This window comes from Pseudomonas sp. D5(2026), assembly GCF_057766845.1.
Genome location: NZ_CM173421.1, coordinates 4,993,529 through 5,009,819 on the forward strand (window position 1 = coordinate 4,993,529; position 16,291 = coordinate 5,009,819).

At 60.1% G+C, this 16,291-nt stretch carries 13 protein-coding genes; 4 read left to right on the forward strand and 9 right to left on the reverse strand.

What is annotated here, in order from left to right:
• Positions 1 to 405 precede the first annotated feature (405 nt).
• The 5 genes from AC3B5Q_RS23115 to AC3B5Q_RS23135 form a co-directional block, all read right to left on the reverse strand.
• Positions 406 to 1,122: an ABC transporter ATP-binding protein gene (locus AC3B5Q_RS23115; RefSeq protein ID WP_021784443.1), complete on the reverse strand. Its 717-nt coding sequence runs from the start codon at positions 1,120 to 1,122 to the stop codon at positions 406 to 408.
• Positions 1,119 to 1,994 carry an ATP-binding cassette domain-containing protein gene (locus tag AC3B5Q_RS23120; RefSeq protein ID WP_021784444.1) on the reverse strand — a complete coding sequence of 292 codons (876 nt, stop codon included), beginning with the start codon at positions 1,992 to 1,994 and terminating at the stop codon, positions 1,119 to 1,121. Before AC3B5Q_RS23120 ends, AC3B5Q_RS23115 begins: the two co-directional genes overlap by 4 nt.
• On the reverse strand, positions 1,991 to 3,292 hold the full coding sequence (livM, locus tag AC3B5Q_RS23125) for a high-affinity branched-chain amino acid ABC transporter permease LivM (protein ID WP_021784445.1): 1,302 nt from the start codon (positions 3,290 to 3,292) through the stop codon (positions 1,991 to 1,993). The genes AC3B5Q_RS23120 and livM overlap by 4 nt, the downstream gene beginning before the upstream one ends.
• 2 nt (positions 3,293 to 3,294) lie before the next feature.
• Positions 3,295 to 4,209, reverse strand: coding sequence for an ABC transporter permease subunit (locus tag AC3B5Q_RS23130; protein WP_014592581.1), 915 nt, complete (start codon positions 4,207 to 4,209; stop codon positions 3,295 to 3,297).
• Between the two features lie 154 nt (positions 4,210 to 4,363).
• Positions 4,364 to 5,500 (reverse strand): branched-chain amino acid ABC transporter substrate-binding protein, encoded by a 1,137-nt coding sequence (locus AC3B5Q_RS23135; protein ID WP_021784446.1) that lies wholly within the window; start codon positions 5,498 to 5,500, stop codon positions 4,364 to 4,366.
• A 512-nt stretch (positions 5,501 to 6,012) separates the two neighbouring features.
• Between AC3B5Q_RS23135 and pncB the strand changes: the two genes are divergently transcribed.
• Together pncB and nadE are read left to right on the forward strand one after the other, a co-directional pair.
• The gene (gene pncB, locus AC3B5Q_RS23140; protein ID WP_021784447.1) at positions 6,013 to 7,218 is read left to right on the forward strand and encodes a nicotinate phosphoribosyltransferase; all 1,206 of its coding nucleotides are present in this window, start codon (positions 6,013 to 6,015) and stop codon (positions 7,216 to 7,218) included.
• Positions 7,219 to 7,221: 3 nt separating this feature from the next.
• Complete coding sequence (gene nadE, locus AC3B5Q_RS23145) at positions 7,222 to 8,049, forward strand: NAD(+) synthase (protein ID WP_021784448.1); 828 nt, start codon at positions 7,222 to 7,224, stop codon at positions 8,047 to 8,049.
• 103 nt (positions 8,050 to 8,152) lie between these two features.
• Here nadE and azu read toward each other — a convergent pair whose 3' ends face one another.
• Positions 8,153 to 8,599 carry an azurin gene (azu, locus tag AC3B5Q_RS23150; protein WP_028697883.1) on the reverse strand — a complete coding sequence of 149 codons (447 nt, stop codon included), beginning with the start codon at positions 8,597 to 8,599 and terminating at the stop codon, positions 8,153 to 8,155.
• Positions 8,600 to 8,947: 348 nt separating this feature from the next.
• Between azu and AC3B5Q_RS23155 the strand changes: the two genes are divergently transcribed.
• Positions 8,948 to 9,535, forward strand: a complete 588-nt coding sequence (locus AC3B5Q_RS23155; RefSeq protein ID WP_028697884.1) for a cytokinin riboside 5'-monophosphate phosphoribohydrolase — start codon at positions 8,948 to 8,950, stop codon at positions 9,533 to 9,535.
• A 131-nt stretch (positions 9,536 to 9,666) separates the two neighbouring features.
• Here the strand turns inward: AC3B5Q_RS23155 and AC3B5Q_RS23160 are convergent, their stop codons facing one another.
• Positions 9,667 to 10,995, reverse strand: a complete 1,329-nt coding sequence (locus AC3B5Q_RS23160; protein WP_084851606.1) for an IS110-like element ISPpu9 family transposase — start codon at positions 10,993 to 10,995, stop codon at positions 9,667 to 9,669.
• Positions 10,996 to 11,353: 358 nt separating this feature from the next.
• Positions 11,354 to 13,654, reverse strand: coding sequence for a YgiQ family radical SAM protein (locus AC3B5Q_RS23165; protein ID WP_488392755.1), 2,301 nt, complete (start codon positions 13,652 to 13,654; stop codon positions 11,354 to 11,356).
• Positions 13,655 to 13,846: 192 nt separating this feature from the next.
• Between AC3B5Q_RS23165 and AC3B5Q_RS23170 the strand changes: the two genes are divergently transcribed.
• Positions 13,847 to 14,794: an RHS repeat-associated core domain-containing protein gene (locus tag AC3B5Q_RS23170; RefSeq protein WP_275966530.1), complete on the forward strand. Its 948-nt coding sequence runs from the start codon at positions 13,847 to 13,849 to the stop codon at positions 14,792 to 14,794.
• Positions 14,795 to 14,831: 37 nt separating this feature from the next.
• Here the strand turns inward: AC3B5Q_RS23170 and dnaB are convergent, their stop codons facing one another.
• Positions 14,832 to 16,229 (reverse strand): replicative DNA helicase, encoded by a 1,398-nt coding sequence (dnaB, locus tag AC3B5Q_RS23175; protein WP_021783887.1) that lies wholly within the window; start codon positions 16,227 to 16,229, stop codon positions 14,832 to 14,834.
• Between the last annotated feature and the right edge of the window lie 62 nt (positions 16,230 to 16,291).

The window sequence follows — 16,291 nt, forward strand, 5'->3', positions numbered from 1 at the left end:
ACTGCACGGAACCCTTTCAGCTGGTTGCGGTCGGTGGATATCTTTTAGGTGATGGCGCAAGGCTTTCAAACATGCCGCCTGCAACGGTCTGTCCAACGTTTTCTCACAGACTTATCCACAGGATTTTCGCTGCGTTTGAAGTGCACGCAGGGGTTGTGAAAATCAGAGAAAATCATCCACAAAGGGGATATGAACAAAAAATGATCATATGCCTACAGGGCTTGATTATAAAGGCCTAGAGCGATATGCCACCATGTTTTCCACAGGCGGCTCCACATTATCCGTGGAAAAGATGTGGCCTGTGGAAACAATGGCTTGCGGGGGAATATTGGCGTGCGCCGAGAGAAGGGAACGACAAGTTTTCCACATTGGGAAGGGGGCTGCATTGCAGCCCCTGCATACAACTCAGTGCCCACCCAGATAAGCGTTACGCACTTCCTCATTGACCAACAGTTCCTGCCCGGTCCCGGTCATGCGAATCTGCCCGTTGACCATCACATAGGCCCGGTCCGACAGTTTCAGCGCATGATTGGCGTTCTGCTCCACCAGGAAGATGGTCATCCCGGTCTTGGCCAGCTCTCGCAGGGTCGAGAAGATCTGCTTGACCACGATCGGCGCCAGCCCCAGCGAGGGCTCGTCCAGCAACAGCAACTTCGGCCGGCTCATCAGCGCCCGGGCAATCGCCAGCATTTGCTGCTCGCCACCGGACATGGTCATGGCCCGCTGGTTACGCCGCTCCTTCAACCGCGGGAACAGCTCGTACATGCGCTGCATGTCTTCGTCGGCATGCTTGTCGCCGATGGGGATGGTTCCCATCATCAGGTTTTCCTCGACGGACATGTCGGGAAACACCCGACGCCCTTCCGGCGACTGGGCAATGCCGTTGGAGGCGATGTAGTGCGAGGATTTGCGGGTGATGTCAGTGCCGCGATACACGATATGCCCGGATGCCGCCCGCGGCTGGCCGAAAATCGACATCAGCAGGGTCGACTTGCCGGCACCGTTGGCACCGATCAGGCTTACCGTCTCGCCCTCGTTGATGTGCATCGAGACCTTCTTCAGCGCCTGGATCGGCCCATAGAACACGTCCAGGTCCTTCAGCTCGAGAATGGGTGCACTCATACCAGTTCCTCTTCGTCTGCACCCAGGTAGGCGGCAATCACCGTCGGGTTGTGGCGGATGTCCTGCGGTGCACCTTCGGCAATCACGTTGCCGTGGTCCAGCACCACGATATGGTCGGAAATGCTCATGACCATGCCCATGTCGTGCTCGATCAGCACCACCGTGATGTCGTGCTCGTCACGCAGCACACGGATCATGCGGCTGAGTGCTTCGGTTTCCTGCGGGTTCAGGCCCGCCGCCGGTTCGTCCAGGCAGATGATCTTCGGCCGCGTGCACATGGCCCGGGCAATTTCCAGACGCCGCTGCTGGCCGTACGAAAGCTCGCCGGCCAGGCGGTTGGCGCAATCGACCAGATCGACCACTTCCAGCCAGTAGAAGGCGTGGTCCAGTGCATCGCTTTCGGCCTTGCGGTAGGCCTTGGTGTTGAGCACCCCGGCCAGCAAGTTGCGGTTGACCCACATGTGCTGGGCCACCAGCAGGTTCTCCACCACCGACATTTCCTTGAACAGGCGAATGTTCTGGAAGGTGCGCGCCAGGCCGGCGCGATTGACCAGGTGGGTACCGCCGAACATCTTGTAGTAGATACGGCTGGCAAAGCGCGCAGGCGACACGAAGTCGGCGGCCTGGAAGCGTTCGCCGAGCAGTTGGATGACGTTGGTGTGGCTGCCGCGCACGTTCAGCTCGATGCGTCCGCCACTGGCCTTGTAAAAGCCGGTCAGGCAGTTGAACACCGTGGTCTTGCCGGCGCCGTTGGGGCCGATCAGGGCAAAGATCTGGTTGCGCCGGACCTTCAGGCTGACGTCGCTGAGCGCCTTGATGCCACCGAACTGCATCATCAGGTTGTCGACCGAGAGAATGATATCGTCGCTCATGGCGCCACTCCTTTACGCGGGGTCACACCGGCACGGCTGATGCGGATCAGCCCACGCGGTCGCCAGATCATCATCAGCACCATCAGCACGCCGAACAACAGCACCCGATACTCGGAGAAGCTACGCAGCAGTTCCGGCGCCACGGTCAGCACGAACGCGGCGATGACCACGCCCACGGTCGAGCCCATGCCGCCCAGCACGACAATGGCGAGGATCAGCGCCGACTCGAAGAATGTGAATGACGATGGGTTGACGAAGCCCTGGTAGGTGGCGAAGAACACCCCCGCCAAACCGGCAGTCGAGGCACCCAGGGTAAAGGCCGACAGCTTGACCAACACGTGGTTCAGGCCCATCGAACGACAGGCGATCTCGTCTTCACGCAGCGCTTCCCAGGCCCGGCCGACCGGCATGCGGGTCAGGCGATGCTTGATGTACAGCACAGCCAGCACGACCATGAAAAGCACCGCGTAGATGAACACGAACTTGAGGCTGGCGTTGTACTCGAAGCCGAAGAACTCGTGGATCGGCACCCCGCCATCCTTGGCCCGACGGCCGAACTCCAGGCCGAAAAAGGTGGGTGAAGGCGCCGGCATGCCATTGGGGCCACCGGTGAACGATAGCCAGTTGTTCAGCACTAGACGGATGATCTCGCCAAAGCCCAGCGTCACGATCGCCAGGTAGTCACCGTGCATGCGCAACACCGGGAAGCCGAGGATGCAACCCGCCAGCGCCGCAGCAATGGCCGCCAACGGCAGCACGCTCCAGAAACCCAGCCCCAGGTATTGATAACCGAGCGCCAGGCCGTAGGCACCGATGGCATAGAACGCCACGTACCCCAGGTCGAGCAGGCCGGCCAGGCCGACCACGATGTTCAGGCCAAGGCCCAGCAGTACGTAGATCAGGCCGAGGATGACCACGGTCAGCAGGTACTTGTTGGCGAAAATCGGGAAAACGATGGCAATAACGATCAGCGCAGGAATGATGTAGCGCAGGCGCGACTTGTAGTCCGGGGCGGTCACATGCACGCCCGAGCCGCCGCTGTCGAAGCCCAGGAGCATGCGTTGCCCGGGGGCAGTCTGCAGGAACAGGCTGAGCAGGAAGCGCCCAACCATCACACCGCCGACCAGCCAGGCTACGCGGCGCGGCTCGGCATTGAAGGTGTAGCCGTCGAGTACTACGCCAACGACCGGGCCGAACACGATGAGTGCAAGCAGGCCTGCGACAATGGTCTCCAGCAGGCTGCGTTTAAGGTCGAAACCCTTGGTTTCACTAACAGAGGCAGTTTTGGCAACGGACATGTTCACACCTTAGCCACGAGCGGGCGACCCAGCAGACCTTGTGGGCGGAAGATAAGGATCATCACCAGCAGTGAGAAGCTGAACACATCCTTGTAGTCGGAGTTGATCAGGCCTGAGAACAGCGACTCGGAAATACCCAGGATGATCCCGCCGAGCATGGCACCCGGCAGCGAGCCGATACCACCGAGCACTGCGGCAGTGAACGCCTTGATACCGATGATGAAGCCGGCGTAGAAGTCGAAGGTGCCGTAGTTCATGGTGATAAGCACGCCAGCCAGGGCGGCCATCACTGCACCGATGACGAACACGTAGGAGATCACCCGGTCGGTGTTGATGCCCAGGATCGAGGCCATCTTGCGGTCTTGCTGGGTGGCACGGCACATGCGGCCGAGTTTGGTGTACTTGATCACGTAGGTCAGCAGGCCCATGCCGACGAAGGCCGCCACCAGGATGAAGATCTTGGTATATGTCAGTTGCACGAAGCCGGTGCCGACTTCGACACGCATGGCGCCTTCCAGCAGGGTTGGCACGCCTTGCTGGCGGGCGCCCTGGCTGATCTGCGCGTAGTTTTGCAGGATCAGCGAAATGCCGATGGCGCTGATCAGCGGTGCCAGGCGGGTGGAGTTACGCAGCGGTTTGTAAGCGATGCGTTCGATGGTGAAGCCATACACGCCGGTGACGACGATGGTGAACAACAGGGTGCCCAGCATCAGCAGGGGGAACGATTCGACACCGAAGTAAGCCAGCAATGCCAGGCTGATCGCCGCGAGGTAAGCGGAGATCATGTACACCTCGCCGTGCGCGAAGTTGATCATGCCGATAATGCCATAGACCATTGTGTAGCCGATGGCGATCAGGCCATAGACCGACCCGAGGGTCAGGCCGTTGACCAGTTGCTGCAGGAAAATACCATCCATAACGCAATCTCACCTGATTGAGATTGCACGAGCGCCGACCACGGCGCGGGCCACCTGTGCGGGGCCCTTGCCGCGCAGAACTGTGCAGATCTACGAATAAAGACAGGTACCGCGGGGCTTGGGCCCGAGCAACAGCCCGGGCCGAGGGCCATTGTTATTTTTGTTTTTCCAGCTGGTGGTATTTACCGTTCTTGTCCCACTGGTAGACCACGTAGTCGGAGACGGTCAGGTCGCCCTTGCTGTCCCACTTCTTCTCGCCCATGACGGTCTGCACCGGGTTGGCCTTGAGCCACTTGGCAGCGTCTTCGCCCTTGTTCGACTTCGCGCCATTGAACGCGGCAGCCAGCGCCTGCAGCGAAGCGTAGGCGTACAGGGTGTAGCCCTCAGGTTCGGTGCCGGCCTTGCGGAACTCCTCCACCACCGCCTTGCTGTCTGGCAGCAGGCGCGGGTCGGCACCGAAGGTCATGTAAACGCCATCCACGTACTGCGCGCCACCGGCGGTGGACACCAGTTCGTCGGTGACAATGCCATCATCGGACATGAACTTGACGTCTTTCAGGCCCTGCTCGCGCAGCTGGCGAACCAGCGGGCCGGCTTCCGGGTGCAGGCCGCCGAAGTAGACCACGTCGGCACCGGTAGAGCGGATCTTGGTGACTACAGCGCTGAAGTCTTTCTCGCCACGGGTCAGGCCTTCGTACAGCACAGGCTTCACGCCACGTTTCTCCAGCTGCGCCTTGGTCGCGTCAGCCAGGCCCTGGCCGTAGGTGTCCTTGTCGTGCAACACCGCGACCTTCTTGCCCTTGAGCACGTCGACGATGTAGTCGCCTGCGACGATACCCTGCTGGTCGTCACGGCCGCACATGCGGAACATGGCGCTCAGGCCGCGCTCAGTGACCGCTGGGTTGGTGGAGCCTGGGGTGATGGCAATCACGCCCGCCTCGTCATATACCTCGGACGCCGGGATCGTGTTGGAGGAACAGAAGTGGCCCACCACGCCGATCACCTTGTCCTGATCGACCAGGCGGTTGGCCACGGACACGGCTTGCTTCGGTTCACAGGCGTCATCGCCTTTGACCAGGACGATTTTCTCGCCATTCACGCCACCGGCGGCGTTGATCTTGTCGGCCGCTGCCTGCGCACCTTTCATGTACTGCTCGCCAAACGCTGCGTTTGCCCCGGTCATGGGGCCCGCTACGCCGATCTTGACGTCGGCCTGGACATACGAAGAAACACCCAGTGCCGTAGCTACGGCCAGAGCCAGGAAACCTTTCTTGTAAAACGTCTGCGACATGAGGTGGTGCTCCTAGAGTTTTTTTGGTTGGCACTACAACTTCTCAGCCCGGTACTCCGAGCAAGGGCCGTGCCATAGGTTTTGTGTTCCGGGAAAACACACTGTGAAGGGTGCCTGCAGGCGACGGGCGGCCTTTTCTTTATTGAGCGTGCAACCGTCTGCCACGCGGCAGGCGCCACCACACGTACAGACAAGGAGCAACCATCGAGTGCCATCATTGCAACCCTTGCAAGTGTTTACGTGCAACCGCCCTGTAACAGCCAACGTCACCGAAGTGCACACCACTGGTGCGCGAGTGCTACAGGCGGCACCGTTTCAAGGCTAGCCGGTGCACGGAAAAACACCTCTGTTTTGGCCGTTCCGGCCTCTTCGCGGGCAAGCCCGCTCTTACAGCAGGAGCAAGTCCCCGCACCGTGTAGGAGCGGGCTTGCCCGCGAAGAGGCCGGAACAGCCACACAAGGGGTAAAAGGCTGGCACAATGTCCCCCAATCGCCGCTTCCGGAGCCCCCTTGATGAGCGAAAGCGCATTCGCCGAGCGCATCGTGCACAACCTGCTCGACACCGACTTCTACAAACTCACCATGATGCAGGGAGTGCTGCACAACTACCCGGACGCCGACGTCGAATGGGAATTCCGCTGCCGCAACGGTGAGGACCTGCGCCCCTACCTCGGCGAAATTCGCAATCAGCTCGAACGGCTTGGCGACCTCACCCTGGACGATGGCCAGCTGGCCTTCCTCGAACGCATCAGCTTCCTCAAACCCGACTTTTTACGTTTTTTGCGACTGTTCCGCTTCAACCTGCGTTACGTGCACGTCGGCATTGAAAACGACCAGCTGTTCCTGCGCCTGAAAGGTCCATGGCTGCATGTGATCCTGTTCGAAGTGCCGCTGCTGGCCATCATCAGCGAAGTACGCAATCGCAATCTGCACCCGCACATGCGCCTGGCCGAGGCGCGGGACCAGTTGTACCGCAAGTTCGACTGGCTGCGCGCGCATGCCAGCGACGACGAGCTGGCCGAACTGCAGGTGGCCGATTTCGGCACCCGCCGGCGTTTTTCCAGCCGCGTGCAGGCGGAAGTGGTACGGGTGCTGCGCGACGACTTCCCCGGCCGCTTTGTCGGTACCAGCAACGTCGACCTGGCATGGAAACTGGATATCAAGCCGCTGGGCACCATGGCCCACGAGTGGATCATGGCCCACCAGCAGCTCGGCCCACGGCTTATCGACAGCCAGATTGCCGCGCTGGACTGCTGGGTACGCGAGTACCGTGGTCTGCTCGGCATCGCCCTGACCGACTGCATCACCATGGATGCCTTCCTCGGCGATTTCGACCTGTACTTTGCCAAGCTGTTCGACGGCCTGCGCCATGATTCAGGCGAGCCGGTAGCCTGGGCGGAAAAGGCCATTGCCCATTACCAGAAGCTGGGTATCGACCCGATGACCAAGACCCTGGTGTTTTCAGACGGCCTCAACCTGACCCGCTCGCTGGAAATTTTCCGCGCCCTGCGCGGCCGCATCAACGTCAGCTTTGGCATCGGCACCAACCTGACCTGCGACATCCCAGGTGTGGCGCCAATGAGCATCGTGCTTAAAATGACCGACTGCAACGGCGCACCGGTGGCCAAGATCTCTGACGAAGCCGCCAAGACCCAGTGCCGCGACGAGAACTTCGTCGCCTACATGCGTCACGTATTCAAAGTCCCCAGCAAGGAGTAACCCATGCAAGCGGTTCAGCAAGAGATTGCCCAGGCGCTGAAGGTACAGCCGCCGTTCGTCGACGCGGCAGCGCTCGAGGCCGAAGTCGCCCGGCGCGTGGCGTTCATCAAGAACTGCCTGGCCAACGCGCGACTCAAGACCTTGGTGCTGGGCATCAGCGGTGGCGTCGACTCACTGACTGCCGCCCTGCTCGCCCAACGCGCCATCAACGAGCTGCGCGCCGAGACCGGCGACAAGGCATACACCTTCATTGCCGTGCGCCTGCCGTACCAGGTACAGCATGACGAGCATGACGCCCAGGCATGCCTTGACGTGATCAAGGCTGATGAAGTTCACACTGTGGATATCGCCCCGGCAGTGCGTGCATTAGCGGCCGAAGTGGTGGAGTTGAAGAACGGCTCGCCGACGCTGGTGGACTTCGTGGTTGGCAACGTCAAGGCGCGCACCCGGATGGTCGCCCAGTACACCATCGCGGGCGCCCGCGCAGGTCTGGTGATCGGAACCGACCATGCCGCCGAGGCAGTGATGGGCTTCTTTACCAAGTTTGGTGATGGTGCCTGCGACCTGGCGCCGCTGAGTGGGCTGGTGAAGAATCAGGTGCGGGCGATTGCGCGCAGCTTCGGTGCGCCGGAGTCACTGGTGGAGAAGGTGCCAACGGCCGACCTGGAAGACCTGGAGCCGGGCAAGCCGGACGAAGCATCACATGGTGTGACCTACCAGCAGATCGATGCCTTCCTGCACGGGCAGCCGGTTGACCAGGCAGCGTTCGACATCATCGTCGCCACCTACCGCAAGACCCAGCACAAGCGCGAACTGCCGTTCGCCCCATAAAAGCTTCGCGGGCGCACCCGCAGGTTAATCCCTGTCCTTGAAAACAGTGATCAACTTGTGGGACGTGCCCGCGAATAGGCCCGAGAGGCCTACACAGCCGCCTTCACTTGACGACGACCGTGCCCTTCATCATGGAGATGTGGCCTGGGAAAGAGCAGAAGAAGCCGTAGTCCGTGCCAGCAACCAGCTTGGCCACGTCAAAGGTCACCGAGTCTTTTTCGCCCGCGCCAATGATCTTGGTGTGAGCAATGACACGCTCATCGCCCTCTTTCAAGTAAGCCTTTTCGATACCGGCGCTCAAACCGTCAGTAGCGATTGCCTGCATGTCTGCGGCCTTGCTGATTACTACGTTGTGCCCCATGACATTTTTCGGCAGGTTGCCCGAATGTTCCAGGTTCACGGTGAATTGCTTGCAGCTCTTGTCGATGACGATTTCCTTGGTATTGAAGGACATCTGATCGGTGGAGTCGACAGTGACCGAGCATTCGGCTGCGAAGACAGAGGCGCTGGCGAGGGTCAGCAGGGATACCGCTACAGCTTTCGCAAACATCATGAATCTCCTTGGCAGGGTTTTATCAATTGCGAGACTGCCTGAAACCGTTCAGCCCCTTGCTGATATGGGTCAAGGGGGTGTCAAGGGGTCAGCCAGTAGAATTGTTCAATAGATTGTATACAACCAATTTAAGGGCACATCATGCCCTTTTATTGGACGATGGGACAACCTCTCATTTAGGAGCAATACCAAATGCCCATCTCCAATTTCCTCAATAGCCTGCTCGCTGCCTACGCCCACGGGGCTACAGGTGCAATCTGCGAATTCTCCCGGCCAGAATGAACCGGCCTTGGAAGTGACGGGCTTGCGCCGTACCCTGTGCACCTGAGTGACAGGAGATGAGCAATGCCCGTACGTTCCGTTTGTGTGTTCTGCGGCGCCAGCATCGGCGCCAACCCTGCCTACCGTGAAGCAGCCGTCGCGCTAGGCCAGGCCATTGCCCACCGCGGTTTGACCCTGGTGTACGGCGGTGGCGCGGTCGGCTTGATGGGCGTGGTTGCCGACGCAGCCATGGCAGCCGGTGGCGAAGTGGTGGGGATCATCCCGCAGAGCCTGCTGGACGCTGAGGTCGGCCACAAAGGCCTGACCCGTCTGGAAGTGGTGGATGGCATGCATGCGCGCAAGGCCCGCATGGCCGAGCTGAGCGATGCCTTTATTGCCTTGCCGGGTGGGCTGGGTACGCTGGAGGAACTGTTCGAAGTGTGGACCTGGGGGCAGCTGGGCTATCACGCCAAGCCGCTCGGCCTACTGGATGTGAACGGTTTCTACGACAAGTTGGGCGGGTTCCTCGACCATATCGTCGAAGAAGGCTTCGTGCGCCCGCAACACCGGGCGATGTTGCTGCTGGGACAGCAGCCAGACGAGCTGCTGGACGGGATGGACCGCTTTATCGCGCCGGTGGCGCCGAAGTGGGTCGACAAGCAGCCTGACTGACCCAGATGGATGGGCCGAACACTGACCCTGTGGGAGCGGGTTCACTCGCGAATCGATAGTGGATCTACCGACGCATTCGCGGGTGAACCCGCTCTCATCAAACAAAATACAACCCACTGTTTTCTAAGCACTCAAGCGGCCACCAGCTGATACCCCAGTTTCCGGGCTTTGCGGAGCAAAGCCCGGACCTGCCGGTCCTGGCTTCTGGTTTCGAACTCCTCAAGACCTTTTTCAACATAAGCCTGCTTCTTGGTTAAAAGGTTGTACACCAGACGTGCCAACTGATGCGCAGTGGCCTTGATGGCGCAGCTGGTATCCATTCGAGTCAGTCTGGCTCGGTGCGATGCACCAATGAAACCCTTGTCGTTACGGGCATTGGATGCAGCCTGCTTGAGTGCTTGAGCTGCTCGATTGACTATTTTTGGCCCACCACTTGCCAGTCGATGACCGCCGGAGATTCGAGTAGGGGGAGCCAGTCCCAACCAAGAGCAGAAGTGCTGTGAGGACGGGAAGCGTGATAGATCTGTACCGATCTCCCCTGCCAGCACTAATGCAGTGTCCACCCCAATGGTTGGAATTGCGGTTAGGTCCACGCCAAGAACTTTCCACAATGTCTGATGCAGTTCAGTCTGTTGGGCACCGTTTCGGTGCGGGCTCCGTAAAGGCTTATTGGATGGCTCTGGCTTGTTTTGCAGCACCGGCAACTGCTCTAACGCGGCTTTTATGGCGTCGTCACAATCAGCAATTTGCTGCTCCAGGAAGTCATAGGCAGCCAATTCCTGAGTTAGCGCATGCAAATGCTCGCGTCGCCAATTGCCATGAAGACTCCGAGCGACAGCCTCCTTGCCTGCCTTGATGCGGCGGTCGGTCAGTTCAGCCAGTTGCACTGGGTCCCGTTCACCTGCGCAGATGGCTCGCAAAATCTTCATGCCAGTTACGCCGGAAATATCACTGATGACATTGGCCAGCTGGATGTTCATTTGGCTCATGGCCTTTTGCATCCGGTTCAGCGTCTGCGCCTGGTCTTTCACTTTGGAAGCACGCTGCCTGACCAATGACCGGACGCAGCAGGTCAGATCATCGGGGCGGAATGCGCCTCTGAGCAGTCCATGAGTCATCAGCTGCCAAATCCACTGGCAATCCAGCACATCTGATTTACGGCCCGTGATTTGCCGAGTTGCTCTGGCATTGACGAGATAAACCTCAAAACCGCGCTCGCTGAGAATCTCGTAAATTGGAATCCAATAAACCCCCGTGGATTCCATGGCAACGACCTTGATCCCCAGGCTTTCAAGCCAGTTAGCCATCTTGAGCAGGTCGTCAGTAAAGGACGTGAACGACTGGACGGGATTTTCGTGCCGGGGATCGACCGCCACGAAATGCTCTCGACCACCGACATCGATCGCTGCGCAATCGGGATGGACGACGGTAAAGCGTTGCTTGGAAGGCTTGCGCGCCATGATGAATCCTCGCAGGATAAAGGGCGCGCGGGGCACACGGTGGCGAAAGGGTTCACTCTCTCATACGTGGTCACAGCTGAATCAGCTGATGCCTACAGGGACTTCACGCCGATACCGTGCGGATCACTCTCCCACGCGGGTGTGCGGACACACACCAGTGCTGGCTACGATCTCTGTCCCGCGCACACGAACCCTAACAAAGCAAAAGGCGGCTGGCCCTACCGGGCCAACCGCCTTTTCTTTTTCAAAATGTCAGCGTCGCTGCGGATCTAAAGCCGTACACCTCATGTTTGCTGCGCGACAGCGCAGCCCGGAAGGGCTGGGTGATCTCCCACAGGGCTCTATGTAGCCTTCAAGATCAGCGGGGAATGACAGGCTGACGCGGCTTCTTGTTGCCCTTGCCGCCCTTGCTCGCCTCTTTGCGCTCCTTGGCCGCCTGCTGGTTACGCGCGAACGCTTCGGCCTTGGCCTTCTCGCGCTTGTCCCACGGTTTGCTGCCATCGCTGCCACGCGGCGGCAGGCCGGTGTGCTGGGTGAGGGTCTTCTGGTCCTTGCCCACCTTGTGGCTCCCGGCCGGGGTCGAGTTCTTGCGGCGCGCACTCTGGTAGCTGTCGGTCTGCGGCTGGTGCGCCGGAATCAGCTGGTGCTTGCCCGGCCCGATCAGGTCGGCGCGGCCCATCCGCTGTAGCGCTTCACGTAGCATTGGCCAGCCCTTCGGGTCGTGATAGCGCAAGAACGCCTTGTGCAGACGGCGTTGCTCGTCGCTCTTGACGATCTCCACCCCTTCGCTCTTGTAGGTCACCTTGCGCAGCGGGTTCTTGCCCGAGTGATACATGGCCGTGGCCGAGGCCATTGGCGACGGGTAGAACGCCTGCACCTGATCGGCACGGAAGCCATTGCCCTTCAGCCACAGGGCCAGGTTCATCATATCTTCGTCGGTGGTGCCCGGGTGCGCAGCAATGAAGTACGGAATCAGGTACTGCTCCTTGCCCGCTTCTTTCGAGAACTTCTCGAACATGCGCTTGAAGCGGTCATAGGTGCCGATACCCGGCTTCATCATCTTGTCCAGCGGGCCACGCTCGGTGTGCTCCGGGGCAATCTTCAGGTAGCCGCCAACGTGATGGGTGACCAGTTCCTTGACGTACTCCGGCGATTCCACCGCCAGGTCGTAGCGCAGGCCGGAAGCAATCAGGATCTTTTTCACACCCGGCAAGGCACGGGCCTTGCGGTACAGCTCGATCAGCGAGCTGTGGTCGGTATTGAGGTTTTCGCAGATACCCGGGAACACGCACGACGGCTTGCGGCAGTGCTTTTCGATTTCGGGGCTTTTGCAGGCGATGCGGTACATGTTGGCAGTCGGCCCGCCAAGGTCCGAGACCACGCCGGTGAAGCCCGGCACCTTGTCACGCATCTCTTCGATTTCGTGCAGGATCGACTCGTGCGAGCGGTTCTGGATGATGCGGCCTTCGTGTTCGGTGATCGAGCAGAAGGTACAGCCACCGAAGCAGCCACGCATGATGTTCACCGAGAAACGGATCATCTCGTAGGCCGGGATGCGCTCCTTGCCATAGGCCGGGTGCGGCACACGGGCGTAAGGCATGCCGAACACGTAGTCCATTTCTTCGGTGCTCATGGGGATGGGTGGCGGGTTGAACCACACATCCACTTCGCCGTGCTTCTGCACCAACGCGCGGGCGTTGCCCGGGTTGGTCTCCAGGTGTAGCACGCGGTTGGCATGAGCATAGAGCACCGGGTCGTTACGCACCTTTTCGAACGATGGCAGGCGGATCACCGACTTTTCCCGGGTCACGGCCGGGCTGTCGAGAATCTGCACCACCTTGGCTTCGTTCGGGTCTTCCTGGTCGCCCTTGGCCTGCTCGATGGCGCAGGCCTGGGTGTCCTGGGTATTCACGTACGGGTTGATGATCTTGTCGACGCGCCCCGGGCGGTCGATACGGGTGGAGTCGATCTCGTACCAGCCCTGCGGGGTATCGCGGCGCACGAAGGCGGTGCCGCGCACGTCGGTGATGGTCTCGATCTTCTCACCGCTTGACAGGCGCTGGGCCACCTCGACCACCGCACGCTCGGCGTTGCCGAACAGCAGGATGTCGGCGCTGGCGTCGATCAGGATCGAATGACGAACCTTGTCCTGCCAGTAGTCGTAGTGGGCGATGCGGCGCAGCGAAGCCTCGATGCCGCCGAGCACGATCGGCACATGCTTGTAGGCTTCCTTGCAGCGCTGGCTGTACACCAGGCTGGCACGGTCCGGACGGCTGCCGGCCAGGCCACCCGGGGTGTAGGCGTCGTCGGAACGGATCTTCTTGTCCGCGGTGTAGCGGTTGATCATCGAGTCCATGTTGCCGGCGGCCACACCGAAGAACAGGTTTGGCTCGCCGAGTTTCATGAAGTCGTCTTTCGACTGCCAGTTCGGCTGGGCAATGATGCCCACACGGAAGCCCTGGGCTTCCAGCAGACGGCCAATGATGGCCATGCCGAACGACGGATGGTCGACGTAGGCATCACCGGTCACGATGATGATGTCGCAGGAATCCCAGCCGAGCAGATCCATCTCCTCCCTGCTCATTGGCAGGAAAGGTGCTGGTCCGAAGCATTCGGCCCAGTACTTGGGATAGTCGTAGAGAGGTTTGGCTGCTTGCATGTCAGTGACCGGTTCTGGTGTGCAGGGAAATCGCGGGCGCGAAATATAGCACAAATTTTGACCAAATCCGACTGCAATGGTCAGCTGATCTGCGGAACAGGTCGGCGCATCGCCTGTCATTTCTGTTAGTTACCGACACCTGCGGAACGCGACTAGCATGTGCCGGAAGTCAAACAGACAAGGTTGGCGGAAATGAAGATGTTCTACAACGTTAATCGCCCGAGCATGCTGCTCGATGAGCATAGCAGCGTCCATCTCATCACCGCGGGCGCTGAGCGCCTGGCCACCCGCCAGGGGAGCACCCACTGCTTGATCGGCAATGACATGGCTGACTCACCAGTGCTCATATCAGGTCCGCAGGGCACCAAGGCGCCGGTTTTCAGTGCCTACGGCACACCACTTGATCGTGGGGAAGTGCTGGGGTTCAAGGGTGAGTTATACGATCCGAGCACCGGTTACTATCTGCTGGGAAACGGTTACCGCGCATACACCCCCGCACTCATGCGCTTCAACCGCTCCGACCACGACAGCCCGTTCGCGCGAGGCGGGCTCAACGCCTATGTGTTCGTTCTTGGCGACCCTGTCAACCGCAGCGACCCGACGGGACACTTCTTCGAATTCATCATATCCAGGCTGTCAAAGCTGTTCACCTCCAAGATCTATCGTGGAAAGATCGTGGCAGAGTTCGATGGAATCGTCGCATTCAACGGCCCGACGCGAGCCGATGGGAGCTCGACCCTGTACATCAGCGCCCATGGCGCCCCAGGCTACATCAGTGGCGACAAGAGGATCCTCTACGATGGCCTGCGCCTCCACAAAACCCTTACCGCACACGGCGTTCCGATGCGCGGGAGGCAGACCCATCTGCTGGCCTGCGACTCGGCGGCCCCCAACCCACGCACTGGAAGATCCGTTGCGACTGACCTCGCTAGCATGACCGAAGCCCAGTCCTCCGGTTACTCCGAGACCCTTTCGATCGACACCAGCCGGCAAGGGAGCGAGTTCGTCGTGCGAAAGTACATGGTGGTACCGATGCACGGCATGACATCGAAAAAAACCAGAGCAGGTTATATTCGAAACCCGCACAAGCTTGGCAACGATGATCACGGCAAGCACGCGCACCGAATCACCATTGTCTGAAGCGGCCAACCTAAGCCGCGAAGCCACCCAATGTTGCCTACTCGTCGTCGTCGAAGTTGTACATGCCCGGCGCAAGGTTCTCGAACCGGGTGTACTTGCCGATAAACGCCAAACGCACGAAGCCGATGGGGCCGTTACGCTGTTTGCCGATGATGATTTCCGCCACGCCCTTGTGCTCGGTCTCGGGGTGGTACACCTCGTCGCGGTATACGAACATGATCACGTCGGCGTCCTGCTCGATTGCACCGGATTCACGCAAGTCGGAGTTCACCGGGCGTTTGTTCGGGCGCTGCTCCAGCGAGCGGTTCAGCTGCGAAAGGGCAATAACCGGGCAGTTGAATTCCTTGGCCAGGGCCTTCAGCGAGCGGGAAATCTCGGAAATTTCGTTGGTACGGTTGTCACCGGCCGACCCCGGAATCTGCATCAGCTGCAGGTAGTCGACCATGATCATGGCGATCTCGCCATGCTCACGGGCCAGGCGACGGGTGCGAGCGCGCATTTCCGAGGGGCTGATTCCCGCCGTATCGTCGATGAACAATTTGCGGTCGTTGAGCAGGTTCACTGCCGAGGTCAGGCGCGGCCAGTCGTCGTCGTCCAGCTGGCCGGAACGGACCTTGGTCTGGTCGATACGCCCCAGGGACGAGAGCATACGCATGATCAGCGACTCACCTGGCATCTCCAGGGAGAACACCAGCACCGCCTTGTCGGTACGCAGTACGGCGTTTTCCACCAGGTTCATGGCGAAGGTGGTCTTACCCATCGACGGACGACCCGCGACGATGATCAGGTCGGCTGCCTGCAGGCCGCTGGTCTTCTCGTCCAGGTCAGTGTAACCGGTGGAGATACCGGTGATGTCGCTGTCGGAGTTGAACAGCGTATCGATGCGGTCGATGGCCATGGTCAACAGTTCGTTGACACCCACCGGGCCGCCGGTTTTTGGCCGGGCCTCGGCGATCTGGAAGATCTGCCGCTCGGCGTCGTCGAGGATTTCTTCGGCGTTGCGCCCTTGCGGATTAAAGGCGTTGTCGGCGATGTCGGTACTGATGCTGATCAGTTGGCGCAACGTGGCCCGCTCGCGAATGATCGCGGCGTATGCCTTGATGTTGGCTACCGAGGGAGTGTTCTTGGCCAGCTCGGCCAGGTAGGCCAAGCCGCCGACTTGCGAGGACAGGCCTTCCTTGTCCAGTTGCTCGTGCAGGGTAACCACGTCAAATGGCTGGTTGGCATCGGCCAACTTGTGCACGGCACGGAAAATCAGGCGGTGGTCATGCCGGTAGAAATCGCCATCCGACACTTGGTCCAGCACCCGCTCCCAGGCGTTGTTGTCCAGCATCAGGCCACCGAGTACGGCCTGTTCGGCCTCGATGGAATGCGGCGGCACCTTCAGGGCTGCGGTTTGCAGGTCTAGCTGTTCGGAAGTGGTGATCTCGTTCATGGCCACGAAAGAATTCTGGAGGACGAAAAAGACAAAGGGCACGGCCTGTCGAAAACAGGACC

Excerpts from the sequence above, each read along its gene's own strand:
- AC3B5Q_RS23115 (WP_021784443.1), bottom strand. The coding sequence starts at position 1,122 with ATGAGTGCACCCATTCTCGAGCTGAAGGACCTGGACGTGTTCTATGGG.
- AC3B5Q_RS23120 (WP_021784444.1), bottom strand. The coding sequence starts at position 1,994 with ATGAGCGACGATATCATTCTCTCGGTCGACAACCTGATGATGCAGTTC.
- livM (WP_021784445.1), bottom strand. The coding sequence starts at position 3,292 with ATGTCCGTTGCCAAAACTGCCTCTGTTAGTGAAACCAAGGGTTTCGAC.
- AC3B5Q_RS23130 (WP_014592581.1), bottom strand. The coding sequence starts at position 4,209 with ATGGATGGTATTTTCCTGCAGCAACTGGTCAACGGCCTGACCCTCGGG.
- AC3B5Q_RS23135 (WP_021784446.1), bottom strand. The coding sequence starts at position 5,500 with ATGTCGCAGACGTTTTACAAGAAAGGTTTCCTGGCTCTGGCCGTAGCT.
- pncB (WP_021784447.1), top strand. The coding sequence starts at position 6,013 with ATGAGCGAAAGCGCATTCGCCGAGCGCATCGTGCACAACCTGCTCGAC.
- nadE (WP_021784448.1), top strand. The coding sequence starts at position 7,222 with ATGCAAGCGGTTCAGCAAGAGATTGCCCAGGCGCTGAAGGTACAGCCG.
- azu (WP_028697883.1), bottom strand. The coding sequence starts at position 8,599 with ATGTTTGCGAAAGCTGTAGCGGTATCCCTGCTGACCCTCGCCAGCGCC.
- AC3B5Q_RS23155 (WP_028697884.1), top strand. The coding sequence starts at position 8,948 with ATGCCCGTACGTTCCGTTTGTGTGTTCTGCGGCGCCAGCATCGGCGCC.
- AC3B5Q_RS23160 (WP_084851606.1), bottom strand. The coding sequence starts at position 10,995 with ATGGCGCGCAAGCCTTCCAAGCAACGCTTTACCGTCGTCCATCCCGAT.
- AC3B5Q_RS23165 (WP_488392755.1), bottom strand. The coding sequence starts at position 13,654 with ATGCAAGCAGCCAAACCTCTCTACGACTATCCCAAGTACTGGGCCGAA.
- AC3B5Q_RS23170 (WP_275966530.1), top strand. The coding sequence starts at position 13,847 with ATGAAGATGTTCTACAACGTTAATCGCCCGAGCATGCTGCTCGATGAG.
- dnaB (WP_021783887.1), bottom strand. The coding sequence starts at position 16,229 with ATGAACGAGATCACCACTTCCGAACAGCTAGACCTGCAAACCGCAGCC.